We start from the raw sequence: 25,291 nt of genomic DNA on the forward strand, positions 1-25,291 counted from the left end.
CCAGCCTGAAAGTGCCAGCGATTGCCGGACGCGCCATGCAGGCGTTGGGTCAGATCAAAGATGCGATGGTCTTCCCGTTCAACCTGCCAGCAATTATCGAGCTGGGTAACGCCACCGGCTTCGACTTCATGCTGACGGACCAGGGTAACCTGGGTCACGAGAAGTTAACCGCCGCGCGTAACCAGCTGTTTGGCATGATTGCCCAGCATCCGGATACGCTGGTGGGCGTGCGTCCAAACGGTATGGAAGATACGCCACAGTACAAACTGATCATCGATCAGGAAAAAGCGCAGGCGTTGGGTGTGTCGCTGTCTGACATCAACACCACGCTGGGCGCGGGCTGGGGTGGTTCGTACGTCAATGACTTCATCGACCGTGGTCGTGTGAAGAAAGTGTACGTCATGGGCCAGGCTGACTCGCGTATGTTGCCAGATGACATCAGCAAATGGTGTGTGCGTAACAGCTCCGGCACTATGGTTCCGTTCTCAGCCTTCTCTTCGGCGAAGTGGCAGTACGGTTCACCACGTCTGGAACGTTACAACGGCTTACCGTCGATGGAGATTCTGGGTCAGGCTGCACCAGGCAAGAGCTCCGGCGATGCTATGAACCTGATGGAAGAGCTGGCGGGCAAACTGCCTGCGGGTATCGGCTATGACTGGACCGGTATGTCTTACCAGGAACGTCTGTCCGGTAACCAGGCCCCTGCCCTGTACGCCATCTCGCTGATTGTGGTGTTCCTGTGTCTGGCGGCATTGTATGAGAGCTGGTCGATTCCGTTCTCGGTGATGCTGGTGGTGCCGCTGGGTGTGGTCGGTGCATTGATCTTCACCACCCTGCGCGGACTCAGTAACGACGTCTACTTCGTGGTGGGACTGCTGACAACCATTGGCTTGTCGGCGAAGAACGCCATCCTGATCGTTGAATTCGCCAAGGATTTGATGGAGAAGGAAGGGAAAGGTTTGGTGGAATCAACACTGGAAGCAGCACGTATGCGTCTGCGTCCAATTCTGATGACCTCACTGGCCTTTATCCTCGGTGTTCTGCCGCTGGCCATCAGTACCGGTGCCGGTTCCGGCGCACAGAACGCCGTAGGTACTGGCGTAATGGGCGGCATGGTAACCGCAACCGCGTTGGCAATCTTCTTCGTACCGGTGTTCTTCGTGGTGGTACGTCGCCGCTTTGGTAAAAACAAAGCGGAGATTGAGCAAGGCCATCCGGTCGAGCACAAACACTAAGTTGTCACCTATTGAAAAGGCCGCGCAAGCGGCCTTTTTTATTGCCTGAACACCGCCCTTCACCCGACCGTTCAATACCCTTACTGCGATCGCGGTTGCAATCAATTCTCAGCAGGTTCATACTATTGTTATATTATAACATTACATGAGAGTGCAGTTATGAAAGCCAATATCCATCCTCATTACCGTCCCGTGGTGTTCCACGACACCTCTGTCGATGAGTATTTCAAAATCGGTTCCACCATTAAAACCGAACGCACCATTGAGTTCGAAGGTGAAGTGCTGCCATACGTGACGCTGGATGTCTCGTCTAAATCCCACGTCCACTACACCGGCAAGCAAAAAGATCTCACCAAAGAAGGCAGCGCCGCACGCTTCAACAAGCGTTTCGGCAGCTTCCTGACGCGCGGCAATTAATCAGGAGTTAACGCATGCAGGTTTTAAGTTCATTACGGTCTGCCAAGACCCGTCACAAAGATTGCAAAGTCGTGCGTCGTAAAGGTCGCATTTACGTGATCTGCAAAACAAATCCGCGCTTTAAGGCGGTTCAGGGAAGAAAAAAGAAAAGGTAGGAAAGTGTCGTGATAATTGGCCGGGATGCTCCCCGGCCTTTTTTTTACTTCATGCTCTGCAACATGATATCGACGTTGTGCTTGAATGCAGCAACATAGGTCGCAGCAGGACCGTTCGCCTCGGACAACGCTTCAGGATAGAGTTCACCACCTGGCTGTGCGCCGGTTTCGCTGGCAATCTGTTTCACCAAACGCGGATCGGTCTGATTCTCCATGAAGTAAGTCTTGATGTGCTCAGCCTTCAGCTGCTTGATAATCGATGCCACATCGCTGGCACTGGCTTCGGCTTCCGTGGAGAAACCGACTGGCGCCAGGAAACTCACACCGTAACGCTGGCCAAAGTAACCAAAGGCATCATGGCTGGTCAGCACTTTACGCTTGCTTTTCGGCACTGCAGCAAACTCCGTTTTTGCCCAGCTATCCAGTTTTTCCAACTGCTGAATGTAGCTTTCACCGCTCTTGCGGATATCCGCCGCATCTTCCGGGTCGGCTTTAATCAGCGCATTCATCACGTTGGTGGCATAAATCACGCCATTGTGCATGCTATTCCACGCGTGTGGGTCAGTCACGGTTTTGCCGTCTTCTTCCATTTTTCGTGTGTTGACGCCGTTGGAGGCGACCACAATCGTGCCTTTATACCCGGAGGCGCTGATCAGGCGATCCATCCACCCTTCCATCCCCAAACCACTCACAAATACCACATTGGCTTTAGCCAATGCCTGGCTATCCTGTGGCGTTGGTTCGAAGGTATGAGGATCGCCGTTAGGCTGCACCAGCGACTTCACGTTAACGTGATCGCCGCCCACCTGCTTAACGATATCCGCCAGCACGGTGAAACTCGCTACCACATCCACGGTTTTCGCCATGGTCAGTGGGCTAATCAACATGGCGCCAATCGCCAGACTCAACGGTAACTTCTTCATTCGTATCCCCTAATTGTATAGTTATCGACGGCGCAGCAGGCCGCCACACGGTCCTGTTAAAACAGAAAGCAAAAACAGTACGGCCGCACTCAGCACCACCGCAGGTCCGGCTGGCAGTGAGAAGTGCCAGGAAAGAATTAAACCTACCAGCGCGGCGATCATCGCCAGCAGCATGGCGATGCCGAGCATGCAGGCGAGATGGCGACTCCAGAAACGCGCGCTGGTCGCCGGTAACATCATCAATCCCACCGACATCAACGTGCCGAGCACCTGAAAACCCGCAACCAGATTCAGCACCACCAACATCAGGAAAATGCCGTGCACGATCGGCGCGCTCCACTTGCCTTGCGCACGCAGGAAATCCGGATCGAACGCATCGATCACCAGCGGACGAAAAATCACTGCCAGCATCATTAAAGTGAACGCCGCAATGCCGCCCACCAGCAGGATGGCCGCGTTATCGACGGCCAGCAGTGAACCGAACAGCACGTGCAGCAGATCGACGCTCGATCCACGCAATGACACCAGCGTCACGCCCAGCGCCAGCGAGCCGAGATAAAAGCCAGAGAAACTGGCGTCCTCTTTTAAGGGGGTGTACCGACTGACGGCACCAGAAAGCAGCGCAACGGCTAACCCCGCAATCAACCCGCCGATGCCCATCGCCACCAGCGATAAGCCGGAAACCAGATAGCCAATCGCCGCGCCAGGTAGCACCGCGTGGGAGAGCGCATCGCCCACCAGACTCATACGGCGCAGTGAAAGGAATACACCCAGCGGCGTGGCGCTCAGCGCTAATGCCACACAAGCCACTAATGCACGGCGCATAAAACCAAATTCGATAAACGGTTGAATCAATGTCACGAAGCCACCCTGCGCAGCAGTGGAGTTTGAGCGGAGTCAGCATCATCAAGTGACAACACATCTTTGAAGTAACGCGCGACCAGTGGTCGATCGTGCAACACGACTAATAAGGTGGTGCCCGCCTGCTGCTGCTGCTCGAGGATTGACATCAACAGCGTGACGGTTTGCGTATCGATGCCATTAAAGGGTTCATCCAGCAGCCAGACTTTACTTTGCTGCAGCATCAGGCGCGCAAACAGCACCCGTTGCAACTGACCGCCGGAAAGCATTGAAGGCTGCGCATCGGCGAAATCACGCATCTGCACGGCATCCAGTGCGGCATCGATCTCCTGTCGCATCGCACGATTGATGCCACCAAACCAGCCGCAGCGCGGCCAGCATCCCATCGCAACCAGCTCATAAACGGTAAGCGGGAAACGGGTTTCTAACTCACTACGCTGCGGTAACCAGCCAAGCGCCTTAGGCGAAATTTTTAATTCGCAAGTCCCTGCAATCGGCGGCAACAGACCGGCGATGGTTTTCAGTAGCGTGGATTTTCCGGTGCCGTTCGCGCCGATTAATGCCGTCATGCTGCCTGCCGCCAGTTCTCCGGTAACTATCGGCGTCACCGCTTGTCCCTGATAGCCGCCCTGCAAGCGGTTGAAATGCATCATTTCTGCATTCCCCAATAGATAGCCAGCGCCAGGAACCCGATAAGCAGCAGCGCGACCAGCAGGCGGCCGCTAAGTGAGAGGAGTAAACCACTGTGATTCATGGAGGGAGACCCAAAACGTTATAACATAACAATTATACTACCTGATTTTCCCCGCGCGATACCCGAGAGAAAGTGTTTCAAAAGTTAACCATTTGGCGCTTACTCTGTGGCTATCACTGGATCTGAATCGATTGAGCGATAAATCCCATCGCAACGATTACGTATTCTGCACAGAGTTAACTTGCAATATTTGGCCAGAACCCCAATGATAGATTCATCCTCCTTTTTTACCGGAAGCGAAATGCAGTCTATTATTCATTGTGATATTGCTGTGGATGAGGACGATTGCGAGAAGTTGCAGGCTATTATCCAGGGGAATATTCTCAAAATAGCCGAAGCCCTGGCAGGTGATTTACAGTGGTATTCTCAAAACGCGCAATTAGTTCCCGACAGTTTTAAGATTATTTCCATTCAACCGCACGATAACAATCGATTTAAAATGCTTTACGATTTTAAGTGGGATTTATTTAATCCTTGCCTGGATTTAAACGAAACATCTACCCAGCATGAAGAGATTTTGTTCCAGATAGTACCGGGCGCACTGGTGTTTTCAGTGATAGACAATACCCGCCCCTCGCCAGCCGACGAATTGTAATATTTAGTAATCGAGGTGAGCAAAGCTAATGAATGTGGATTATATTTAAAAAGTCGCTGAATTCTTAATATTCGTGATCGCTTCCTGATAGCTTTTCCAAATCTCGCCGCGCTGCGGTCACTGTGCAAGCTCTGGAGGGGAAAAAGATGGACGAATACTCACCAAAACGGCATGATATTGCCCAGCTTAAATTCCTGTGTGAGAACCTGTTTGACGAAAGTATGGCGACACTGACTGACAGCCATCACGGCTGGGTGAATGACCCTACTGCGGAAAGCAATTTACAGCTCAACGATTTGATTGAGCATATCGCGTCTTTCACGATGAATTACAAAATTAAGCACGTTGAAGATGAAGCGCTGATTACGCAAATCGATGAATATCTTGACGATACCTTTATGCTGTTTAGCAGTTATGGAATCAATACTCAGGATCTTCAACGGTGGCAACGTTCAGCAAGACGCTTATTTAATCTGTTTGCCGAAGAGTGCGCTTTTCTCCAACAACCCAGCCATTCCTTTTAGCATCAGAGTGAGACCGGTTTATTTATGAGCAACCAAGCCTTAACCAAAACAGACTATTTGATGCGACTGCGTCGTTGTCGCTCAATTGACACCCTTGAACGGGTGATTGAAAAAAACAAGTACGAATTATCTGACAACGAACTCGCGGTATTTTATTCTGCGGCCGACCATCGTCTCGCTGAACTGACGATGAATAAGCTTTACGACAAAGTACCGGTTTCTGTCTGGAAGTTCGTCCGCTAACTATTTTTACCCGCTGTTCGTTACGCCATCTTTTCCCTTCAGGGAATGATTCACAGGCAAAGGAGTGCCAGCGTTTCGCTGTGTACTGATTTCTTGAGGATTTTTTCGGGGAGTAGAAATGGTGGAGGCCCTGCCAGCTACATCCCGGCACACGCGTCGCCTGCTGCGGCTGCTTCCTTCCGGACCTGACCGAGTTCACAAGTTAGCGTTGCGGGAGAACCAACAGGGCCCCCATTGACGAGCTCTCTTTCGAAAGCGCAGGCATTATCAAGTAACCCCCTGGCAATTGCAAGCGCAGGCCGGGTGACCGTTGTTTTCTTGAACAGTTCGCCAGTAAAACCCTGATTCTCGCCCTCCCGGCATGTTAAAGTCTCCCTTTATTCGCTGAATCCGGTGCGTGTATGAATGACACAAGCAATTTCTCCGAGCGCGTCTGGCAAATCATTGCCGCGATCCCCAGAGGCAAAGTCACCACTTACGGCGATATCGCCCTGCTTGCCGGTTCACCGCGCGCAGCCCGACAAGTCGGCGGCGTATTACGTCGCTTACCCGAGGGCAGCAAATTACCGTGGTTCCGCGTCATCAATCGCCATGGCCGCATTTCTCTGCAGGGCGATGATCTCTTCCGCCAGCGCGATGCGCTGGAAGCCGAAGGCATCGAAGTCAGTGATGCCGGTGAGATTGAATTAGAGAAGTATCGCTGGGAGTACTAAGCGCAGCCATGCTGAAGTACGGGCGGGCAACACTGTGCAGGAAAGCTTCCCCGCCAAAGATGAAAGTAACGAGCAATCTGGGACAATCCGCCGATGCCACTCCACAAATTCGCGCCCATGCTGAGGTACGGGCAGTCAACACTGTGAAGTAAAACATCCCCGCCAAAAAAGATGAAAGCGACGAGCAATCTGGAACAATCCGCCGATGTCATTCCACAAATTCGCACCCATGCTGAGGTGCGGGTAGGCAACACTGCGGAGTAAAGCGTCACACGCCAGGGATGGCGTGTGCCGAGCGATCAGGGACGAGACAGCGACTTTACGCAACAGTGTTGCCTACCCGCACACTCCCCCGCCCTGTTTTTAAGCGTAAACTCCCCGCCCCTGCTTTTATCACATACTCGTCGGCGCAGGCACCGAAGCAGAAGGCACCACCTGCGTTGGCGACGTTGACGGCACCGTTGTCGCAGCGCCTGGCGTGGTCTGCATCGCCATATTGGTCACAGGTACCAACAGCAGTTCCGCTTTCGTACCGCCCTGATTGATCACCGGCTTCACAGTATCGGTAATGAACGCCAGTTTGCCATCAATAGCGATAGCCGCACTCAACAGAATCCGCGCATTCGGCTGAATATCGGCCGGGTTAAACGGCAGAACAAACTGGAATGGCGCCTGTTTCCCTTCGGTGCGCACCACATGCTGCGCCAGCACTTTAGATGGTGCATCGGCCAGTGAAGCGTCAGACAGCGTAACGGTCAGCACCGCATCCGGCGGCAACGCAATGCGCTGACGAATGTACACCGAACCACTAACATTAGGCTGCGTAATCGCAGCCTGCTGCCCCGCAACGGCGGAGCCCAGCGTTGGGGTGGCTACCGGCTTACTGTGATCGGCACAGCCAGCCAATGCTGCCGCCAGCGTCACACCGCTAATAACATGCCAGAGTTTCATCGATGTCGTCTCCTTATGAACACTATGATTGTCGGCGGACAAATTGTTGGGTAGCTTTTCAACCGCCGAATGCCCTTAATTCTGGCACAAAAAACCGGATTGCGCCCAAAAGCACTGCCAGCTCGCTGAAATCACGGCAAAATCATTGACGGAAACTGGTCGGATCTTTCACACTGACGCGCTTGCCCCTCAGAGGAATCTGCTATGAGCCAGGCACTGCAAAACCTGCTTAATTTACTCGATCTCGAAAAACTCGAAGAAGGCCTATTTCGCGGCCAAAGTGAAGATCTCGGCCTGCGCCAGGTGTTTGGCGGCCAGGTCGTCGGTCAGGCGTTATACGCAGCAAAACAAACCGTGCCGGAAGAGCGCATCATCCACTCGTTCCACAGCTACTTCCTGCGTCCTGGTGATAGCGAAAAAGCCATCATTTACGATGTCGAAACCCTGCGCGATGGCAAAAGCTTCAGCGCGCGTCGTGTCAGCGCGGTGCAAAATGGTCACCCCATTTTCTACATGACAGCCTCATTCCAGGCACCCGAAAGCGGATTTGAGCACCAGAACACTATGCCTCAAGTACCGGGGCCGGATAACCTCCCCTCGGAGCAGGATCTGGCACAAAAACTGGCAGCCCATTTGCCGCTCAAACTCAAAGAAAAGTTTCTCGCTGAACGTCCACTGGATATCCGGCCGGTGCAAATCCATAACCCGCTCAAGGGCCGTGTTGATGAGCCGATGCGCCAGGTGTGGATTCGTGCCAACGGTAAGCTGCCGGACGATCGCCGCATTCATCAATACCTGCTGGGTTACGCCTCGGATCTCAACTTCCTGCCCGTGGCGCTCCAACCGCACGGTAAAGGCTTTTTGGAACCTGACATGCAGGTTGCGACGATTGACCACTCCATGTGGTTCCACCGCCCGTTCGACCTCTCAGAGTGGTTGCTATACAGCGTAGTGAGCACCTCAGCTTCAGGTGCACGTGGGTTTGTACGTGGGGAGTTCTACACGCAGGATGGGACACTGGTCGCAACCACCGTTCAGGAAGGCGTCATGCGCCAACGCGACGCATAAAAAAAGGGGCGATATTATCGCCCCCTCGTCTTTTTATAATTTTAGCGCACTGCTCTTCTACCGCTCATTTCTTACTGGTTGTAAGCGTTCTCGCCGTGGCTGTTCACATCCAGACCTTCACGTTCCTGATCTTCTGGAACACGCAGGCCAACGATCATATCCGCCAGTTTGAAGCCGATGAAGGCGACAACACCTGACCAGACAATGGTCACGCCGCAGCTGAACAGCTGAACCCAAACCTGATGGCCCATGGTCACGCCTTCTGCGTAGCCCACGCCGCCCAGTGAAGAGGAGGCGAACACACCGGTCAGAATACAACCCAGGATACCGCACACGCCGTGCACACCGAACACATCACACGGGTCATCCACACGCAGCCATTTCTTCAGGGTGGTCACACCCCAGATACCTGCCAGACCACCGGCCAGACCGATAATCAGCGCACCGCCGACACCGACATAACCACAAGCCGGGGTGATAGCAACCAAACCGGCGATAAAGCCAGAACACGCACCCAGCAGAGAAGGTTTGCCACGCATTGCCCACTCACCGAACACCCATGACAGCACCGCACCTGCAGTCGCCACAACAGTATTCAGGAAAGCCAATGCTGCGATTTCGTTAGCTGAAGAAGCAGAACCGGCGTTGAAACCGAACCAGCCCACATACAGAATCGCAGTACCGGTGAAGACCATTGGCAGGTTGTGCGGCTTGAACGCTTCTTTACCGAAGCCAGCACGTTTGCCCACCAGATAAGCACCCACCAGACCCGCAACGGCTGCGTTGATATGAACAACGGTACCGCCAGCGAAGTCCAGCGCGCCGTCTTGCGCCAGCAGACCGCCAGCCCACACCATGTGTGCGATTGGCAGATAAGAGAGCGTCAACCAGACCACCACAAAAATCAGTACTGCTGAGAAGCGAATACGTTCAGCAATCGCGCCCACAATCAGGCCCACGGTGATACAGGCGAAGGAAGCCTGGAACGCGACGTGAATATACTGATAGAAGCTGCCCATCACTGCTTTCAGCTCGATATTTTTCAGCATCGCCCACTGGAAGTTACCGAAGAAGGCGTTGCCCTCGCTGAAGGCCAGTGAATAACCGTAAATCACCCACAGCACGCAGACTAATGCGAAGGTCACGGCAACCTGGGTCAGCATCGACAGGACGTTTTTACCGCGAATCAAACCGCCGTAAAACAGGGCGATGCCCGGAATCGTCATAAACAGTACCAGAGCGGTACAGATCATCATAAAGGCGTTATCCGCTTTGTCCGCAACGGCAGGTGCTGCCGCCATGGCCAGAGACGGTAACAGTGCCAGGCTGGTGAGGCCCAACTTAGTCATCATTTTATTCATTTCTTTCCATCCCATCACAATTCAGAGCCCCAGTTACAGTGCTGCTTCGTCGGTCTCGCCGGTACGAATACGAATAACGCGCTGCAGTTCTGCGACGAAGATTTTGCCGTCGCCAATTTTGCCGGTGTAAGCGGCTTTGCTGATGACATCCACCACTTCATCGAGTTGATCGTCCGCAATCGCGATATCAATTTTAACTTTTGGCAGGAAGTTCACGCTGTACTCGGCACCGCGATAAAGCTCTGCGTGACCTTTCTGGCGACCAAACCCCTTCACTTCGGTAACAGTCAGTCCCTGAATGCCAATGGAGGATAAAGCTTCACGCACGTCCTCCAGCTTAAATGGTTTGATTACCACGGTAACCAGCTTCATACGTTCCCCTCCAGATAATAAATTGAGTGAGTCTCGCGGACACGAGGAGATATAAGCAAACGCTGTGCCATAAATGAAAAAAGGTGAGCAGTCAGTGGCCTGGACGCGCTGTATCGCGCTTCGTTATGTGATGGGTGGCTCAGTTTGGAAACAGGACAAAAGAAAGGTGTTGCAATATTGCACCCCTTTGGTGCTTTCAGCCTCAAAGGAGTGCATCAATACAGAACAATCCGATAAATCTGCGCAAAAAAGGTGCAATTCACCCTTCTGCTTGTGCGGGGATGCTCGCCGCGAGTTCATCACCCGCCTGCTGTAGCTGATACATCTGCCAGTAACGACCCTGTTGAGCCAGCAACTGTGCATGCGTGCCACGCTCGGCAACCTTACCACGGTGCAATACCAGAATCTGATCCGCTTCGGTGATGGTAGAAAGGCGGTGTGCAATCACCACCAGTGTGCTGTGCTGGCGTAGTGCACGCAGCGCATGCTGAATCGCCTGCTCGGTGCCGGAATCGATATTGGCGGTCGCTTCGTCAAGAATCAAAATCTGTGGCAGCGAAACCAGCACCCGCGCCAGCGCCAGTAACTGTTTTTGCCCGACCGACAAATTGTTGCCCTGCTCGCCCAATCGCGTGTGGATGCCCTCCGACATCGAGCGAGCCAGCGGCGCGAGCTGCACCTTTTCCAGTGCCTGCCACACCTGCTCTTCCGGGATATCACGCCCGAGCCGCACGTTGGCTAACAAGGTATCTGCCAGCACCACCGGATCTTGCTGCACCATCGCGACGCTTTGCCGCAACGCTTCATGCGACAACTGCGGTAAGGGACGACCATCCAGCTCGATGCTACCGCGTGTCACCGGGTAATATCCCATCAGTAAATTCGCCAGCGTACTTTTGCCACTGCCTGTATGCCCCACCAGCGCCACAAACCCACGCACCGGAACCTACAGACTAATGTGGCTCAGCACATCCCGATCATCGCGGTAGGCAAAACTGACATCGTGCAAGGCAATGCGCCCAGAAGCCAACGGCTGGTTATCGCCACCGTAGCCCTGCTGTGTGGCATCCATCAGTTCAAAAATACGCTCGCCGGAAACCACCGCCTGTTGCAGCATCGATTGCTGCGTGGTGAGCTCTATCAACGGTTCATTCAGGCGTCCCAGATAGGTGATAAAGGCGTACAGCACGCCGACCTCAAACACCCCGGGCGTGGCAAAGCTGAACAGCATCAGCAGCCCACAGAGGATCATCGCCGAAAACAGACTCAACAGCGGACGCAACAAGAAACCGTCCAGTCGCAGAGTTTCCATGCGCGCCAGATAGTGTGAGCGGCTGGCCTCGCCCATGCGTTCACCAAAGCGCGCCTGCTGGCGAAACTGCTGGATCACGCTCATGCCGTTGATCACTTCATTGAAACCATTATTGATATCCGCCAGATAGCTACGCACACGACGTGCAATCGGCGTGCTGTAACGCTGATAAATCAGCATCACCGTGAGTACCAGCGGGAAGATGACAATCGCCACCAGCGCCATGCGCCAGTCGAGCGAGAACATCGCCACCAGCATTGCGCCAATCAGTGCCGCACTGCGCAGCACGGTGGCTACCACCGTGACGTAGAGATCTTTAATCACTTCAGTATCGTTGGTGACGCGCGAGATAATCTGCCCCACCGGCTGGGTATCAAAGGCGCTAAGCGGCTGACGCAGTGCCGCGTTCATCACGTCCACGCGCAACTGCTGCACCACACCAATCGCCGCGCGATTAAACAGCAGCGCCTGGAAATAGTGCAAACCCGCAGCCAGCAGTTGCAGCAAAATAAAGCACACCAGCAGCCCGATGGCGATGCCCCAAGGCATCTGGTGTTTCGCCACCAGATTATCAATGAAGTAGCTCACCAGCACCGGACCGGTGACTTCTGCCGCCGCCGCAATCCAGAGCATGCCAACCGCCAGCCACAGCGATTTGCGCCAGGGTTTGCCGTATGACAGCAGGCGTTTCAGGGTTGGCCACAAACGTTGCGATTTAGCCATGATTCGCCTCCTCTGTGGCTTCGTCTTCATCCAGCGCCGCTTCGAGTTGCTGATAGCGGTACATATCGCGATACCATCCCTCTTTCGCTAGCAGGCTGTCATGATCGCCGCGCTGAGTCACCGCACCTTGTTGCAGCACCAGAATTTCACTGGCCTCGGTCAACGCCGATAAACGATGCGCACTGATGATCAATGTGCGGCCTTTGCCCCACTGCCGCAGGTTGTGCAGGATTTCATGCTCTGTGCGACCGTCCACCGCGGATAGTGCATCGTCGAGGATCAGGATTTCCGCATTCAGCAACAGCGCGCGGGCAATGGCTATACGCTGTTTTTGACCGCCGGAAAGCATCACACCGCGCTCACCCACTTCGGTGTCATAGCCCTGCGGCAGACGCAGAATGTCATCGTGTACACAGGCCATGCGCGCCACACGCTCAATTTCTTCCTGAGACGCATTCGGACGCCCCAGTGCCAGGTTATTGGCCACGGTATCGGAGAACAAAAATGGCGTCTGGCTCACCACCGCCAGCCGACTGCGCCAGCTATCAAGTCGCAGCTGCGTGAGCGGCAGGTTATGGTAGCGAATGTCACCCTGGTCGATGTCGAAATGACGTTGAATCAGACTCAACAGCGTGCTTTTACCACAGCCGGTTGGACCGCACAGCCCCAACATTTGCCCCGGTTTCAGTTGAAAATTAACATGGCTCAGCGCCGCGCCTGCGTTGGCGGGATAATGGAATTCACGAATGGCGACCTGTAAATCTCCGGCGTCGGCGGGCAGGACTTTCTGCCCATCCTCCACCGCCGGCGCTTCCGCCAACAGCGCGCGAATGCGACTCCATGCCGCGCTCCCGCGTTCAACGATATTGATCATCCATGCCAGCGCCAGCATCGGCCAAATCATCAGCCCGAGATACATAACGAAGCTGGTGAGCTGACCCAGCGTCAAACTACCGTGCCACACCATCCAGCCACCACCGGCAATCGCCAACAGGTTAGAGAAACCCACGGCGATATAGATGATGGGATCAAAGCGTGCATCAACCCGCGCTACATGCAGGTTCTTTTTACCCGTATCGCGGGCAATGTCTGCAAACTGCTGGGATTGATGATCTTCCAGACCAAACGCTTTGATCATGCGGATGCTGGTGAGGCTCTCCTGCGTTTGATCGTTCAGGCTGGAGAAGGCGGCCTGCGCCACTTTAAAGCGCTGGTGCAGACGCGAACCATCTTTCTGAATGGCAATCGCCATCAGCGGCATCGGGATCAGCGCCAGCAGCGTCAATTCCCAGCTGATTTGCACGCTCATCACTACCAGCACCACTAAGCCCATCACCAGCGAATCCACCAGCGTCAGGACGCCCTCACCGGCGGCAAACACCACGCGATCCACATCATTGGTGGCGCGTGCAATCAAATCACCAGTGCGATGGCGCAAGTAGAACGCCGGATGCTGGCGACTCAGCTGGCGATAGAAATCTTCGCGTAGTTCAACCGCGAGCTGGTAGGACGCACCGAACAGCAGCACGCGCCAGACATAGCGCAGCAGATAGACGATGACTGCCGTCACCAGCATCACGCCGATCCACATGAAAATTTTGCCGCTGCTTAAAGTGTGTTGCGTCACGCCATCAACAATCACGCCGACCACATGCGGCGGCAGCAGTTGCAATAACGCAATTACAATCAGCAAGCTGACGGCACCCAGATATCGCCGCCACTCGCGCAGGAAATACCAACTTAATTGGCTGAATAATCGCACAAGACGCTCTCTTTCTGTGCCCGTTCAGGGCGCTACCGGCAACGCGGTGGTGTATTTAATCTCTTCCATGGCGAAACTGGAGGTCACATCAATCAGGCCTGGCACGCCATTCACCAGACGTTTATAAAATGCATCGTAACTTTTCATATCGGCCACCTGGATGCGCAGCAGATAATCGTACTCTCCGGCCATGCGATAGAATGCCATCACTTCAGGCATCTGCTGTACCACGGCAACAAATTGCTGAAACCAGTCGCTGCTGTGCTGTTGTGTTTTGACAAACATGAAAGCGGTGAGAGAAAGGCCCATCTTCTCCCCATCCAGCAAAGCCACGCGCGCACGAATAATGCCATCATCTTCCAGCTTTTTCAGGCGTTTCCAGCACGGCGTGGTAGTGAGATTCACCGCATCCGCCAAGGCCTGCAGTGATAACGTGCAATCCTGTTGCAGTATCGCCAGCAAAGTGCGGTCAGTTTTATCTAGCATTCGGCGCTCCGGGAGAAAAATTTTCTCTTATTCGGGCATTATACCCGGATTAAAGCAACCTTATTTTCCTGCCAGTGCCTTACACTGTGCACAATAATGATTACGGATTCGTCACATGCAAACGCCCTGGGTTCGCCACGCCATCAATGAAATTAACGCCGATTTTCAACGCTCTGCGGATACGCATCTTATTCGCTTTGCGCTGGAGGATTTTCCGGGCATCCGCTTTTACCTCAAAGATGAAAGCACCCATCCGAGTGGCAGCCTGAAGCATCGCCTGGCGCGGTCGCTGTTCCTGTATGGGTTGGCCAATGGCTGGATCCGCGAAAATACGCCTATCATTGAGGCGTCATCCGGTAGCACGGCGGTGTCAGAAGCCTATTTTGCGCGTTTGTTGGGTCTGCCATTTATTGCCGTGATGCCCGCCAGTACGGCGAAACGCAAAATTGAAATGATCCGTTTTTACGGCGGCGAGTGCCATTTCGTTGCCGATCCTTGTCAGCTGTATAGCGAATCGGAACGTCTGGCGCGTGAACTCAACGGTCATTTTATGGATCAGTTCACCTATGCCGAGCGCGCGACTGACTGGCGCGGCAACAACAACATCGCAGAAAGTATTTTCCGTCAGATGGCGCATGAGCCTTTCCCGGTGCCGCATACCGTGGTGATGAGCGCGGGAACCGGCGGGACTTCGGCCACACTGGGCCGCTATATCCGTTATCAGGGGCACGATACGCGTCTGCTGGTGGTGGATCCGCAGCACTCCGTGTTCTTTGATTTCTGGCATAGTCGTGACAGCGCGCTGCGCAGCGATCGCGGCAGCATGATTGAAGGCATCGGACGTCCGCGCGTGGAGCCGTCGTTTTTACCGGATGTGATCGACGAAATGATCAAAGTACCCGATGGCGCGACAGTGGCTGCGATGCTTCATCTGGAGAAAATTCTGGGTCGTCGCCCTGGCGCTTCAACCGGCACCAACTTCTGGGGCATGCTGCAGGTGGCGAAACGCATGCGGGAAAATGGCGAGCAAGGTTCGCTGGTGACACTACTGTGCGACAGTGGTGAGCGTTATCCGGACACCTATTACAACCCGGAGTGGGTCGCGCAGCATATCGGGGATATTCAGCCGTGGCTGCGTGAGCTTTACCCTAAATAATTCGAATTGCAGGAAGGCGGCAAACGAGAGCATCCCGATGAGCTTACTGGAGTAAGTGATTCGGGTAAACGAGTGCAGCCAACGCACCTGCAATTCGAAGTATGACGGGTATGCAATAAAAAACCGGACATCCTGTCCGGTTCACTGTAAGCCTCAGCATTCGGGGGAATAATCGAGGTGTGGTGTGCTCATCCAGTGATTTAAGTAATGAGACACCGCCTGTGTCTCGCAATGTCCAATAATCGGCAAATGCGGCAGCGACGATTTCAATTGATGCATGGCGTTGCCCATGATGAACCCGCTGCCAACGCGCTCCAGCATTTCGCGATCATTCATCGCATCACCAAACGCCATACAATCCGCCATTGATAGCGACAGATGCTGGCACAGATGCGCCAGCGCCGCGCCTTTGTGGCAGTCCAGCGGCAGAACTTCCAGACAATCCCATGCGGAAAAACAGATATTGGCGCGCTCACCCAGGGCTTGCTGCAACTCTACTTTTAACGCCTGCAGCATCTCATGCGGCGCAATAAAGCAAATTTTGGTCACCTCATGCGCCGACATCTGACGCAAATCGCGCAGCTGATAATGGAAGCCGCTCATCACGTGTGCTTCCAATGCTCCCAGCAACGGTTTATCGGTGAACCAGCCCTCATCGTTGAAGATATGAATCGATGCCGGCGTTTGCCAATGCGTGTGGATCACCTCTTCGGCTACAGAAGAGGACAGATCACAGCCAAACAGCTGCTGACCCTCCAGATCGTGAATGCGTGTGCCATTACCGGTGATCAACCAGGCCGGCAGGGTGAGCTGTTCACGTACCACCTGCACATCCATCAGATGGCGGCCCGTGGCAAAGGCAATGGTGATATCGCGCTGATGCAAGGCATGCAGGGTGTCGATGGTTTGATTCCCTAACCGATGCGTCGGCAGTAACAACGTGCCATCCATATCAAATGCCGCGAGGCGAGCCATGCAATGTCTCCTGTCTGAGTGAGGAATCTACTATCGCCTGGTAATTACGGAACTAATAGTGAATACTTTCAGGAAACTGTTCCGGGTTTAGCCATGCGCCAACTTCATCGGGTTAATCAATTTCAGCGCCTGTGGCAACTCAGCCAGGGCGAGCCTCTGCGTTTGAGTGTTGCTGCCATGGCCCAACACTGTTTTTGCAGTGAGCGCCACGTACGTACCTTATTACGCCAGTGGCAGGATGCAGGCTGGCTGCACTGGCGCGGCGAATCCGGCCGCGGAAAACAAGGCGAACTGACATTTCTGATCTCACCTGAACAACTTCGCCAACAGCTGCTAACCCAGCAACTGGAAGCAGGCGAAGCGATACAAGCGTTGCAAGTATTGGATCTTCATCCTGAGCGGCTGGTGAAAATGCTGCGACCGCTGATGGGCGGCCAATGGCAGAATCAGGCACCGGTACTGCGTATTCCCTATTATCGCGCGATGGAGCCGCTGCGGCCGCTGCGTCTGACCGGAAGGGCTGAGCAGCACCTGGTGCGGCAAATTTTCTCTGGCCTGACGCGCTTTAATGGCGACGATGTAGAAGGTGATCTTGCGCATCACTGGCAACATGATGGCAGCGGCTGTGACTGGTATTTCTGGTTACGACCTCAGCTCAGCTGGCACAACGATGAGCCAATTCAAGCTGCGCAGCTGGTTGCTCAGTTACAGCAGATTATGCAAACCGTGCGCGGCAGCCGCCTGCTGGCCTCTATCGAACGCATCGAGGCGCCACATCCGCTGGCTCTGCGTATTCAATTGCGTCAGAGCGACTACTGGCTGCCGCAGCGTCTGGCACATCAATACTGCCTGCTGCCACATCCTGATGCAGTGGATATAGGCAGTGGCCCCTGGAAGCTGACCCATTTCACTGATGAGCTGGTTCGCCTGGAAAGTCATGCCCGCTGGCATCTGCAACGATCGCTGATTCAGCTGGTGGAATACTGGATTACTCCACAGCTGTTTGCCCATGGTCTCGGCACCAGCTGTCGCCACCCGGTGCAAATCGCCATTGGTGATCCTGACGAGCTGGACGCATTGCGCCCGGTCGATCACAGCATCAGCCTCGGCTTCTGTTATCTGGCACCGCGCATTTCCGCCAGTTTCACTGCTGCTCAGGCAACAACACTGATTGCATTAATACAACACAGTGGCGTGATTCAGCAGTTACCGTTGGATGAAGGCTTGATCACCGCGAGCAAGGAGTTGCTGCCCGGTTGGCCCGTTCCCTCTGCCGGGATGACCACCGTCAAGCTGCCCGAAAAACTCACACTGCACTACCATCTTCCTATCGAACTGCATGTGATGGCGCAGGCGCTGGTGCCTTTGCTGGCCCATCAGGGCTGCAAATTAACCTGCGTTTTTCATGATGTGAAAAACTGGCGTGACGATATCGACCTGAGCGATGCCGATGTGGTGATGGGTGACCGGTTAATTGGCGATGCGCCGCTGTTTACCCTGGTGAACTGGCTGGAGAACGATCCCGTATGGACTCCCTTACGTGCCCCGGTACTACAAGCGCCACTCATCGCTATCGCCCATCAGCCCGACCCAGAGCAACGCGCGGCATTAACACAGCAATTGTTCCAGCAGCTGATGGGTGACGGACATCTGTTGCCGCTGTTTAACTATCGCTATCAGGTGTTTGCCCCGCCCGGCGTTGAAGGCATCCAGCTCAATACATTGGGCTGGTTTGATTTCACCCGCGCCTGGATCCCACCGCCCGCAACCGCAGGGACTGTTCAGCCCGCGCCCGAGCCAGTACCATAGACGCACTGATTTTTGGGGAAATTGAGATGAAACGAGCCGTTGTCGTATTCAGTGGCGGACAAGATTCCACCACCTGCTTGATTCAGGCACTGCAGCAGTATGATGAAGTGCACTGTGTCACCTTCGATTATGGTCAGCGCCATCGCGAAGAGATTGAAGTCGCGGCAGAACTGGCGCACAAACTGGGTGCGCGTGCACACAAAGTATTGGATGTAACGCTGCTCAATGAGCTGGCAGTCAGCAGCCTGACGCGCGATAACATTCCAGTGCCCACTTACGATCCTGACGCCAGCGGGTTGCCGAGCACTTTTGTGCCGGGCCGCAATATTCTGTTCCTGACCTTAGCCTCTATCTACGCCTATCAGGTGGAAGCCGAGGCGGTGATTACCGGTGTCTGCGAAACAGATTTCTCCGGCTACCCTGATTGCCGCGATGAGTTCGTTAAAGCGCTCAACAATGCCGTGAGTCTCGGTATGGCGCGCAACGTTCGCTTCGAAACGCCACTGATGTGGCTGAATAAAGCGGAAACCTGGGCGCTGGCCGATTACTGGCAACAGTTGCCACTGGTGCGGGCGGAAACCCTGACCTGTTATAACGGTGTGAAAGGCGATGGCTGTGGTGAATGCGCGGCTTGCCATCTGCGCGCGCGCGGGTTGGCGGATTATCAGGCTAATGCTTCAGCCGTCATGGCAGCGATGAAACAAAAAAGCGGCCTTAACTGATTGCGCTAAATCGGAGGCTCGCAGTGATTGCGCGGCCTGGCTGGTTGGGAGGGTTTAGCTGATTCGCTAGCAGGAAATAATTGAGCTGCTTCGCTAGCAGGAACTGTTTGAGCGTCTTCGTTCGCTGCAACTCATTGGGCTACTTAACTAGCTGGAACTTATTAAGCGGCTTCGCTGGCTGGAACTTATTAAGCGGTTTAGCTGGCTGGCGTTTCTGACGCCAGCTCGCTCCGCTGTTAATGGCTTTCAACCATCAATGCCGACAAACGGTCGCGCAGCTCCCCTTCCATCGGTACCGCTTTTTGCGTACGCAAATCGATGCAGACGAAAGTTAACGCGGCGTCTGCCACCACGGTGTTATCACCCGCCAGCAGCACGCGCTGCGAAATAATGCCGCTTTTGCCATTCAACTGTGACACTTCGCTCTCAATATGTAATACGTCGCCCAGCACCGCCGGACGACGATAGTTAATATTGATATTGACCACCACAAACGCCAGCTTCTGATCCATCAGCCAGTGAAAAGCATCGACATCCTCCAGCCATTGCCAGCGCGCCTCTTCCAGAAACTCGAGATAACGTGCGTTGTTCACATGCTGATAAACGTCCAGATGATAGCCGCGTACTTTGATTGTGGTTTGCATTGTTACTCCTGTTCAGACTGTGAATGCCAACTGGTATGACCTGTTGAGCATAGCACAGTCTGATTGGGTGCTTTATCAATCCTTCAAAGTCGCGACCCGCCTCACAGTTTCAGGCGATCGCTGTTACGTTCGACCAGCGCATTGCCGATACCCGGTATTTCCTTAAGCTGCTCGATGGCGGTAAACGGACCATATTGCTCGCGGTAACTGACAATCGCCTGAGCTTTCTTCAGGCCGATGCCATTCATTGCGGCTGCGAGCTGTTCAGCGCTGGCTTGATTGATGCTGACCTGTCCCTCTTGCGGCGAGGATACTTGCGTCGCCTGCGTTTCGCTGGGGCTTTCGGCCGCGGACAGTCCGGTGGTATAGAGTGCGCCACCCAGCGCCAGCGTGATACATAGATCGCGAAAAGTTGATTTCACCATGCTGTGTTTCTCCTTGTGTTTGACAGCCACAGCAGAGTGTCACAGCGTGTTTTCAGGCTCAAAAGGGCAATTCCAGAAATGGAAAAGGCCGCAGAAGCGGCCTTTGAGTGTTGCAGCGGATTCACATTTTTTGTGAGGCTTACTGGTTTTGTGCAGCCGCGCCGTATTTGATTTTCGCGTCTTTGCGCAGGTTTTCCAGCAGCGCTTCAAACGCAATCTGTGCGTTATTCTGCGTCACGCCTTTCACCATCTCATCAATCTGCGCCTGCGGCATATTACCCGGGCTGACTTTATCCAGTGCGACCAGCACCACGTTGCCCTGCATATCTTCGCTCACGCCCCAGGACGGTTTGTTGTCCGCGGGTTGTGGCAAGTTAAAGGCAGACTGCGCAACCGGATCCTGTGCATTACGATCAAAGGATTTGCTGGCGCTCAGGGTCAAGCCTGCCGCTTTCAGCGCATCTTCTTTACCGGCTTTCAGATCAACCAGCAGCTTATCGGCCTGCGCTTTAGCCTGCTGTGTGGCTTTGTCATGCTTCAGCGTGTCGGCAATCTGCGCTTTCACCTGGTCCAGCGGTTTCACGGCTTCAGGCTTGTGCTCACTGATGCGCAGCACGAATGCACGATCGCCATCGACGCTGATGATGTCAGAGTTATTACCCGGCGCACCGTTTTGGCCCACCAGTCCACCGTTGAAGATCGCCTGCTTGACCTGATCGAAATCGAGTTCAGCCGGAACATTATCACGCGTGATCCAGCCGGTTTCCGTGACTTTCAGACCGGAAGCCTGTGCCGCACCCGCCAACGACTCGTTGTCATTGCTGGCCGCTTCACTGACTTTCTGCTGCAGCTTGTAAAAGGCGTCGACTGCTTTTTCCTGCTTCACCTTGTCAGCAACGGCGTCATGGATCTCAGCCAGCGGCTTAATCTGCTCGGCCTGGATATCATCCAGACGTACCACCAGGAAACCGACTGAAGATTTGATCACGCCAGACAGTTGGCCTTTCTGCGTCAGGTTGGCATTTTTCAGCTCATCCGGCGTGGTACCCGGCTCCAGCCAACCCATATCGCCGCCTTTGCGTGCCGAAATTGGGTCAATGGATTTGCTTTTTGCCAGCGTAGCGAAGTCTTCACCCTTCTTCAGCGCTTCCAGAACGGCATTGGCATCCGCTTCAGTTTTGGTCTGAATCACGCTGTAGCGATTGCGCTGCGGCTGTGAGTAGTCAGCTTTGTGTTGATCGAACCAACTCTGAATGTCCGCTTCGCTCACGGTTTCCTGCATGCTGGCAGCATCCATTTTGATGTAGCTGACGCGGAACTGCTCAGGTGCCATGAAGCTGTTCTGATGCTGCTGGTAATACTGATTGATCTCATCATCACTGGCCGTTTGTTTCGCTGCCAGCGCGTTAACATCAATCACCGCCTGACGAATTTCACGCTGCTGCGAGACCAGGTCTACCAGCTTGCTGGTTTCACCTTTCAGCATGAAATCGGTATTAGCGATCGCATTGATCAACTGCTGAGTGGCCAACTGCTTACGCAGCGCCGCCGCGTACTGATCCGGCGTAAAGCCCATCTGAGTGATTAAGCCGTTATATTTCGCGTTATCAAACTTGCCGTTAGTCTGGAAAGCTTTTTGATTGAAGATCGCCTGCTTGATCTGATCATCGCTAATGCCAATCTTCAGATCTTTGATGTATTGATCAAGCAACGCCTGATCAATCAGCTGAGACAGCGCCTGCTGACGCATCTGCTGCATGTAACCTTCGTTGCTGGCCAGCTGCGAGAATTGATCGCCCAGCATCTGCTGCTGACGATTACGCTCGTTGTTAAAGCCCTGCTCAAGCTCTGCACGGCTAATTTCATGGCCATTAACTTTGGCGGCATAATCGCTGCCACCGCCGATCAGGTAGTTGCCCACCCCGGTCAGTACGAAAGACAGGATGATCAATCCCAGAATGATCTTGAGCACGACATGATTCGACGCCGCGCGTAAATTGTCCATCATGGTATGACAACACTCCGCTGTAGTGTGAATGTAAAGCTCTGACACGATGTCATCATCGTGCAACTGCTGTTCAGGCTGGCAGTTGGCAACCATGCGGAGACAATAGCCTGTGGCCATCGCCGCGCATCAAGAATAAAAAAGGCACATCAAAAATGATGTGCCCGTATGTTACATGAGAACGGCTTTTTCGTCCTCAATCCATAGAAGAAAATGCTTCAATGGATGTGTCAGCGGTCATTAATTGACTGAGTCTTTCAGTGCTTTACCTGCACGGAAGCCCGGAACTTTACCAGCCGGGATGGTGATCTCTTTACCGGTTTGCGGGTTACGGCCTGTACGAGCAGCACGCTCACGTACAGAGAAGGTACCGAAACCAACCAGTGCCACTTCATCACCGCCTTTCAGCGCGTCAGAAACGGAGCCCATGAATGCATCTAACACACGTCCCGCTGCTGCTTTAGAAATGTCAGCGTCTGCAGCAATTTTGTCGATCAACTGTGACTTATTCACTCTATTCATCCCCTCTTTTATTATTCACATCGCACCCGCGCTTCCCGCCCGGTGCGAACGCGCAGCCAGTTATATCAAGCCTGTGGAGCTGAAACAACGGTATTCATCTTAATCGTTGATTCAACAGCCCCCTAAATTAGCGGCACAAAAAAAAGCTGGCAAGCACCATTTGGCCTGCCAGCTTCGCTTTTTAACGGTTTTTGCCGTTAATCACTATTTTGCCGTCGCAACCTGCATGCCGTAAGGCGCATTTTCCAGTGCCAGGTTCAGCACTTCTTCAATACGCTTCACAGGATGGATGGTCAGATCGGCAATCACGTTCTGTGGAATCTCTTCCAGATCGCGCTTATTTTCATCCGGGATTAACACGGTTTTGATGCCACCGCGATGCGCGGCCAGCAGCTTCTCTTTCAGACCACCAATTGGCAGCACCTGACCGCGCAGAGTGATCTCACCTGTCATCGCCACACCAGCGCGCACCGGATTCCCGGTCAGACAAGAAACCAGCGCCGTACACATGGCTATACCAGCACTTGGACCATCTTTCGGCGTTGCCCCTTCCGGCACGTGCACGTGGATGTCACGTTTCTCATGGAAATCCCCGTTGATGCCGAGCTTCTCTGCACGTGCGCGAACCACTGTCAGCGCAGCCTGGATAGACTCCTGCATCACTTCACCCAGTGAGCCGGTGTAAGTCAGTTTGCCTTTACCCGGTACACAGGCGGTTTCAATGGTCAGCAAATCGCCCCCCACTTCCGTCCATGCCAGACCGGTGACCTGACCTACGCGGTTTTCAGTGTCCGCTCGACCATAATCAAAGCGCTGCACGCCCAGGAAGTCGTGAAGGTTTTCACCATTAATCTTGATGCTCTTCTTACTTTTGTCCATCAGCAGCGTTTTTACTGCTTTACGGCACAGCTTGGAGAGTTCACGTTCCAGACTACGCACGCCCGCTTCACGGGTGTAGTAACGAATAATGCCGATGATGGCGCTATCGTCAACACTGATCTCTTTTTCTTTCAGTGCATTACGCTCAATCTGTTTCGGCAGTAAGTGCTGTTTGGCGATATTCAGTTTTTCATCTTCGGTATAACCCGAGAGACGAATCACTTCCATACGATCCAGCAGCGGTGCCGGGATGTTCATGGAGTTGGAGGTCGCCACAAACATCACATCGGAGAGATCGTAATCCACTTCCAGATAGTGATCGTTGAACGCAATGTTCTGCTCTGGATCCAGCACTTCCAGCAGTGCCGAAGCCGGATCGCCACGCATATCGGACGACATCTTATCGATCTCATCCAGCAGGAACAGCGGGTTCTTCACGCCAACTTTCGCCATTTTCTGGATCAGTTTGCCCGGCATAGAACCGATGTAAGTACGGCGATGCCCACGGATTTCCGCTTCATCACGTACACCGCCCAACGCCATACGCACATATTTACGGCCGGTGGCTTTCGCGATCGACTGACCCAGCGAGGTTTTACCCACGCCTGGCGGTCCGACGAGGCACAGAATTGGGCCCTTAATTTTGCTAACGCGACTCTGCACCGCAAGATACTCAAGAATGCGGTCTTTCACGCGTTCCAGACCGTAATGATCGGTATCCAGCGTTTCCTGCGCCTTCAGCAGGTCTTTTTTCACTTTGCTGCGCGCGACCCACGGAACCTGAACCATCCAGTCGATATAACCGCGTACCACGGTGGCTTCTGCAGACATCGGCGACATCATTTTCAGCTTCTGCAGTTCTGCTTCGGCTTTTTCGCGCGCTTCAGTCGGCATTTTTGCCGCTTCAATTTTACGTTTCAGCGCTTCGTATTCGTCCGGCGCATCATCCATTTCGCCCAGCTCTTTCTGAATGGCTTTCATTTGCTCATTCAGATAGTACTCACGCTGGCTTTTCTCCATCTGCTTTTTCACGCGATTGCGAATGCGCTTCTCAACCTGCAGCAGATCGATTTCCGATTCCATCATCGCCATCAGATATTCAAGACGTTCATTGATGTCGGACATTTCCAGCACTGACTGCTTATCAGCCAGCTTCAGCGGCATATGCGCTGCCACGGTGTCGGCGAGACGCGCCGCATCGTCGATGCTGTTCAGTGAGGTCAAAACCTCAGGAGGAATTTTTTTATTCAGTTTGATGTAGCCTTCAAACTGATTAATCGCCGTACGCACCAGCACTTCCTGCTCACGCTCTTCAATTTCTGGCGAGATCAGGTATTCGGCCTGGGCAACAAAATGGTCGCCATTATCAGCCAGTGTGGTGATGTGCGCACGCTGCAAGCCTTCAACCAGCACTTTCACCGTGCCATCGGGCAGCTTGAGCATCTGCAATACGGAAGCGACGGTCCCTACAGAGAAGAGATCGTTAATACCAGGTTCATCCGTTGAAGCCTCTTTCTGGGCAACCAGCATGATCTTCTTGTCATGATCCATTGCGGCTTCGAGGCAACGAATCGATTTTTCCCGACCAACAAACAACGGAATTACCATGTGCGGATAAACCACCACGTCGCGCAAAGGCAACACGGGGATTTCAATGCGTTCAGAACGCTCAGGATTCATAGAGCTCTCTCTTAGTTTA

Annotated in this window: 25 protein-coding genes, 1 other RNA gene and 1 pseudogene; 11 read left to right on the top strand and 16 right to left on the bottom strand. The window is 53.8% G+C overall.

All coding sequences use genetic code 11. The features are described from left to right. The 3 genes from RT340_RS11310 to ykgO form a co-directional block, all read left to right on the top strand. The coding region (locus RT340_RS11310) for an efflux RND transporter permease subunit (protein WP_313376040.1) at nt 1–1,235 on the top strand (1,235 nt) is incomplete at its 5' end. 159 nt (nt 1,236–1,394) lie between these two features. After that, a complete protein-coding gene (locus RT340_RS11315) occupies nt 1,395–1,652 on the top strand; it encodes a type B 50S ribosomal protein L31 (protein WP_034828149.1) in 258 nt (85 codons plus the stop codon). A gap of 14 nt (nt 1,653–1,666) precedes the next feature. After that, nucleotides 1,667–1,807, top strand: a complete 141-nt coding sequence (ykgO, locus tag RT340_RS11320; protein ID WP_008103894.1) for a type B 50S ribosomal protein L36 — start codon at nt 1,667–1,669, stop codon at nt 1,805–1,807. A gap of 44 nt (nt 1,808–1,851) precedes the next feature. Here ykgO and RT340_RS11325 read toward each other — a convergent pair whose 3' ends face one another. From RT340_RS11325 to RT340_RS11335, 3 genes are read right to left on the bottom strand one after another with little or no spacing between them, the layout of a single operon-like run. Then, nucleotides 1,852–2,730, bottom strand: coding sequence for a metal ABC transporter substrate-binding protein (locus RT340_RS11325; protein ID WP_058962373.1), 879 nt, complete (start codon nt 2,728–2,730; stop codon nt 1,852–1,854). 21 nt (nt 2,731–2,751) lie between these two features. Further along, complete coding sequence (locus RT340_RS11330) at nt 2,752–3,591, bottom strand: metal ABC transporter permease (protein WP_097117482.1); 840 nt, start codon at nt 3,589–3,591, stop codon at nt 2,752–2,754. After that, nucleotides 3,588–4,244, bottom strand: a complete 657-nt coding sequence (locus RT340_RS11335; RefSeq protein ID WP_034828143.1) for a metal ABC transporter ATP-binding protein — start codon at nt 4,242–4,244, stop codon at nt 3,588–3,590. Before RT340_RS11335 ends, RT340_RS11330 begins: the two co-directional genes overlap by 4 nt. A gap of 342 nt (nt 4,245–4,586) precedes the next feature. On the opposite strand from RT340_RS11335, the gene RT340_RS11340 reads away from it, so the two are divergent. The 3 genes from RT340_RS11340 (at nt 4,587) to RT340_RS11350 (ending at nt 5,707) form a co-directional block, all read left to right on the top strand. After that, complete coding sequence (locus RT340_RS11340; protein ID WP_211728048.1) at nt 4,587–4,940, top strand: hypothetical protein; 354 nt, start codon at nt 4,587–4,589, stop codon at nt 4,938–4,940. A 146-nt stretch (nt 4,941–5,086) separates the two neighbouring features. Then, nucleotides 5,087–5,464, top strand: a complete 378-nt coding sequence (tomB, locus tag RT340_RS11345; RefSeq protein ID WP_034828139.1) for an Hha toxicity modulator TomB — start codon at nt 5,087–5,089, stop codon at nt 5,462–5,464. Between the two features lie 24 nt (nt 5,465–5,488). Then, complete coding sequence (locus tag RT340_RS11350) at nt 5,489–5,707, top strand: HHA domain-containing protein (protein WP_034828137.1); 219 nt, start codon at nt 5,489–5,491, stop codon at nt 5,705–5,707. Nucleotides 5,708–5,835: 128 nt separating this feature from the next. On the opposite strand, the gene ffs is transcribed toward RT340_RS11350, so the two are convergent. After that, nucleotides 5,836–5,932, bottom strand: an RNA gene (gene ffs, locus RT340_RS11355) — signal recognition particle sRNA small type. Between the two features lie 176 nt (nt 5,933–6,108). Between ffs and RT340_RS11360 the strand changes: the two genes are divergently transcribed. Beyond that, a complete protein-coding gene (locus RT340_RS11360; protein ID WP_097117484.1) occupies nt 6,109–6,420 on the top strand; it encodes an MGMT family protein in 312 nt (103 codons plus the stop codon). Nucleotides 6,421–6,813: 393 nt separating this feature from the next. Here the strand turns inward: RT340_RS11360 and RT340_RS11365 are convergent, their stop codons facing one another. Beyond that, the gene (locus RT340_RS11365) at nt 6,814–7,371 is read right to left on the bottom strand and encodes a YbaY family lipoprotein (protein WP_034828134.1); all 558 of its coding nucleotides are present in this window, start codon (nt 7,369–7,371) and stop codon (nt 6,814–6,816) included. A 204-nt stretch (nt 7,372–7,575) separates the two neighbouring features. Here RT340_RS11365 and tesB point away from each other — a divergent pair, with 204 nt between their 5' ends. Next, a complete protein-coding gene (gene tesB, locus RT340_RS11370; RefSeq protein ID WP_034828133.1) occupies nt 7,576–8,439 on the top strand; it encodes an acyl-CoA thioesterase II in 864 nt (287 codons plus the stop codon). 71 nt (nt 8,440–8,510) lie between these two features. Here tesB and amtB read toward each other — a convergent pair whose 3' ends face one another. The 5 genes and pseudogenes from amtB to RT340_RS11395 all read right to left on the bottom strand — a co-directional run bounded on the left by amtB (nt 8,511) and on the right by RT340_RS11395 (nt 14,455). Then, nucleotides 8,511–9,800, bottom strand: a complete 1,290-nt coding sequence (gene amtB, locus RT340_RS11375) for an ammonium transporter AmtB (RefSeq protein WP_038648536.1) — start codon at nt 9,798–9,800, stop codon at nt 8,511–8,513. Nucleotides 9,801–9,833: 33 nt separating this feature from the next. Then, nucleotides 9,834–10,172, bottom strand: coding sequence for a P-II family nitrogen regulator (glnK, locus tag RT340_RS11380; protein WP_007886947.1), 339 nt, complete (start codon nt 10,170–10,172; stop codon nt 9,834–9,836). A 259-nt stretch (nt 10,173–10,431) separates the two neighbouring features. Continuing rightward, nucleotides 10,432–12,207 (bottom strand): annotated as a pseudogene (locus RT340_RS11385) (SmdB family multidrug efflux ABC transporter permease/ATP-binding protein). Further along, nucleotides 12,200–13,969 (bottom strand): SmdA family multidrug ABC transporter permease/ATP-binding protein, encoded by a 1,770-nt coding sequence (locus RT340_RS11390; RefSeq protein WP_211728044.1) that lies wholly within the window; start codon nt 13,967–13,969, stop codon nt 12,200–12,202. Before RT340_RS11390 ends, RT340_RS11385 begins: the two are co-directional and overlap by 8 nt. Nucleotides 13,970–13,993: 24 nt before the next feature. Next, entirely contained in the window at nt 13,994–14,455 is a 462-nt protein-coding gene (locus RT340_RS11395; protein ID WP_034828126.1) for an Lrp/AsnC family transcriptional regulator, read from the bottom strand. A gap of 115 nt (nt 14,456–14,570) precedes the next feature. Here RT340_RS11395 and RT340_RS11400 point away from each other — a divergent pair, with 115 nt between their 5' ends. Next, entirely contained in the window at nt 14,571–15,611 is a 1,041-nt protein-coding gene (locus RT340_RS11400; RefSeq protein WP_160867929.1) for a PLP-dependent cysteine synthase family protein, read from the top strand. A gap of 153 nt (nt 15,612–15,764) precedes the next feature. Here the strand turns inward: RT340_RS11400 and cof are convergent, their stop codons facing one another. Further along, complete coding sequence (gene cof / locus RT340_RS11405; protein WP_313376052.1) at nt 15,765–16,586, bottom strand: HMP-PP phosphatase; 822 nt, start codon at nt 16,584–16,586, stop codon at nt 15,765–15,767. 93 nt (nt 16,587–16,679) lie between these two features. Between cof and RT340_RS11410 the strand changes: the two genes are divergently transcribed. Beyond that, on the top strand, nt 16,680–18,395 hold the full coding sequence (locus RT340_RS11410) for an SgrR family transcriptional regulator (protein ID WP_313376055.1): 1,716 nt from the start codon (nt 16,680–16,682) through the stop codon (nt 18,393–18,395). A 26-nt stretch (nt 18,396–18,421) separates the two neighbouring features. Continuing rightward, on the top strand, nt 18,422–19,117 hold the full coding sequence (gene queC, locus RT340_RS11415; RefSeq protein ID WP_058962234.1) for a 7-cyano-7-deazaguanine synthase QueC: 696 nt from the start codon (nt 18,422–18,424) through the stop codon (nt 19,115–19,117). Nucleotides 19,118–19,353: 236 nt separating this feature from the next. On the opposite strand, the gene RT340_RS11420 is transcribed toward queC, so the two are convergent. The 5 genes from RT340_RS11420 to lon all read right to left on the bottom strand — a co-directional run bounded on the left by RT340_RS11420 (nt 19,354) and on the right by lon (nt 25,272). Beyond that, on the bottom strand, nt 19,354–19,761 hold the full coding sequence (locus RT340_RS11420) for an acyl-CoA thioesterase (RefSeq protein WP_058962233.1): 408 nt from the start codon (nt 19,759–19,761) through the stop codon (nt 19,354–19,356). A gap of 101 nt (nt 19,762–19,862) precedes the next feature. After that, nucleotides 19,863–20,186: a helix-hairpin-helix domain-containing protein gene (locus RT340_RS11425; RefSeq protein ID WP_313376058.1), complete on the bottom strand. Its 324-nt coding sequence runs from the start codon at nt 20,184–20,186 to the stop codon at nt 19,863–19,865. A gap of 139 nt (nt 20,187–20,325) precedes the next feature. After that, nucleotides 20,326–22,194: a peptidylprolyl isomerase gene (gene ppiD, locus RT340_RS11430; RefSeq protein ID WP_160832689.1), complete on the bottom strand. Its 1,869-nt coding sequence runs from the start codon at nt 22,192–22,194 to the stop codon at nt 20,326–20,328. Between the two features lie 237 nt (nt 22,195–22,431). Next, nucleotides 22,432–22,704 (bottom strand): nucleoid-associated protein HU-beta, encoded by a 273-nt coding sequence (hupB, locus tag RT340_RS11435; RefSeq protein WP_034828113.1) that lies wholly within the window; start codon nt 22,702–22,704, stop codon nt 22,432–22,434. 213 nt (nt 22,705–22,917) lie between these two features. Continuing rightward, nucleotides 22,918–25,272 carry an endopeptidase La gene (lon, locus tag RT340_RS11440; RefSeq protein ID WP_313376061.1) on the bottom strand — a complete coding sequence of 785 codons (2,355 nt, stop codon included), beginning with the start codon at nt 25,270–25,272 and terminating at the stop codon, nt 22,918–22,920. Nucleotides 25,273–25,291 lie beyond the last annotated feature (19 nt).

The organism is Pantoea sp. CTOTU50773 (genome assembly GCF_032082325.1).
Classification (GTDB): domain Bacteria; phylum Pseudomonadota; class Gammaproteobacteria; order Enterobacterales; family Enterobacteriaceae; genus Pantoea; species Pantoea communis.

Coding starts and splice junctions, on each gene's coding strand:
- RT340_RS11315 (WP_034828149.1), top strand. CDS start 1,395: ATGAAAGCCAATATCCATCCTCATTACCGTCCCGTGGTGTTCCACGAC.
- ykgO (WP_008103894.1), top strand. CDS start 1,667: ATGCAGGTTTTAAGTTCATTACGGTCTGCCAAGACCCGTCACAAAGAT.
- RT340_RS11325 (WP_058962373.1), bottom strand. CDS start 2,730: ATGAAGAAGTTACCGTTGAGTCTGGCGATTGGCGCCATGTTGATTAGC.
- RT340_RS11335 (WP_034828143.1), bottom strand. CDS start 4,244: ATGATGCATTTCAACCGCTTGCAGGGCGGCTATCAGGGACAAGCGGTG.
- RT340_RS11340 (WP_211728048.1), top strand. CDS start 4,587: ATGCAGTCTATTATTCATTGTGATATTGCTGTGGATGAGGACGATTGC.
- tomB (WP_034828139.1), top strand. CDS start 5,087: ATGGACGAATACTCACCAAAACGGCATGATATTGCCCAGCTTAAATTC.
- RT340_RS11350 (WP_034828137.1), top strand. CDS start 5,489: ATGAGCAACCAAGCCTTAACCAAAACAGACTATTTGATGCGACTGCGT.
- RT340_RS11360 (WP_097117484.1), top strand. CDS start 6,109: ATGAATGACACAAGCAATTTCTCCGAGCGCGTCTGGCAAATCATTGCC.
- RT340_RS11365 (WP_034828134.1), bottom strand. CDS start 7,371: ATGAAACTCTGGCATGTTATTAGCGGTGTGACGCTGGCGGCAGCATTG.
- tesB (WP_034828133.1), top strand. CDS start 7,576: ATGAGCCAGGCACTGCAAAACCTGCTTAATTTACTCGATCTCGAAAAA.
- amtB (WP_038648536.1), bottom strand. CDS start 9,800: ATGAATAAAATGATGACTAAGTTGGGCCTCACCAGCCTGGCACTGTTA.
- glnK (WP_007886947.1), bottom strand. CDS start 10,172: ATGAAGCTGGTTACCGTGGTAATCAAACCATTTAAGCTGGAGGACGTG.
- RT340_RS11395 (WP_034828126.1), bottom strand. CDS start 14,455: ATGCTAGATAAAACTGACCGCACTTTGCTGGCGATACTGCAACAGGAT.
- RT340_RS11400 (WP_160867929.1), top strand. CDS start 14,571: ATGCAAACGCCCTGGGTTCGCCACGCCATCAATGAAATTAACGCCGAT.
- cof (WP_313376052.1), bottom strand. CDS start 16,586: ATGGCTCGCCTCGCGGCATTTGATATGGATGGCACGTTGTTACTGCCG.
- RT340_RS11410 (WP_313376055.1), top strand. CDS start 16,680: ATGCGCCAACTTCATCGGGTTAATCAATTTCAGCGCCTGTGGCAACTC.
- queC (WP_058962234.1), top strand. CDS start 18,422: ATGAAACGAGCCGTTGTCGTATTCAGTGGCGGACAAGATTCCACCACC.
- RT340_RS11420 (WP_058962233.1), bottom strand. CDS start 19,761: ATGCAAACCACAATCAAAGTACGCGGCTATCATCTGGACGTTTATCAG.
- RT340_RS11425 (WP_313376058.1), bottom strand. CDS start 20,186: ATGGTGAAATCAACTTTTCGCGATCTATGTATCACGCTGGCGCTGGGT.
- ppiD (WP_160832689.1), bottom strand. CDS start 22,194: ATGATGGACAATTTACGCGCGGCGTCGAATCATGTCGTGCTCAAGATC.
- lon (WP_313376061.1), bottom strand. CDS start 25,272: ATGAATCCTGAGCGTTCTGAACGCATTGAAATCCCCGTGTTGCCTTTG.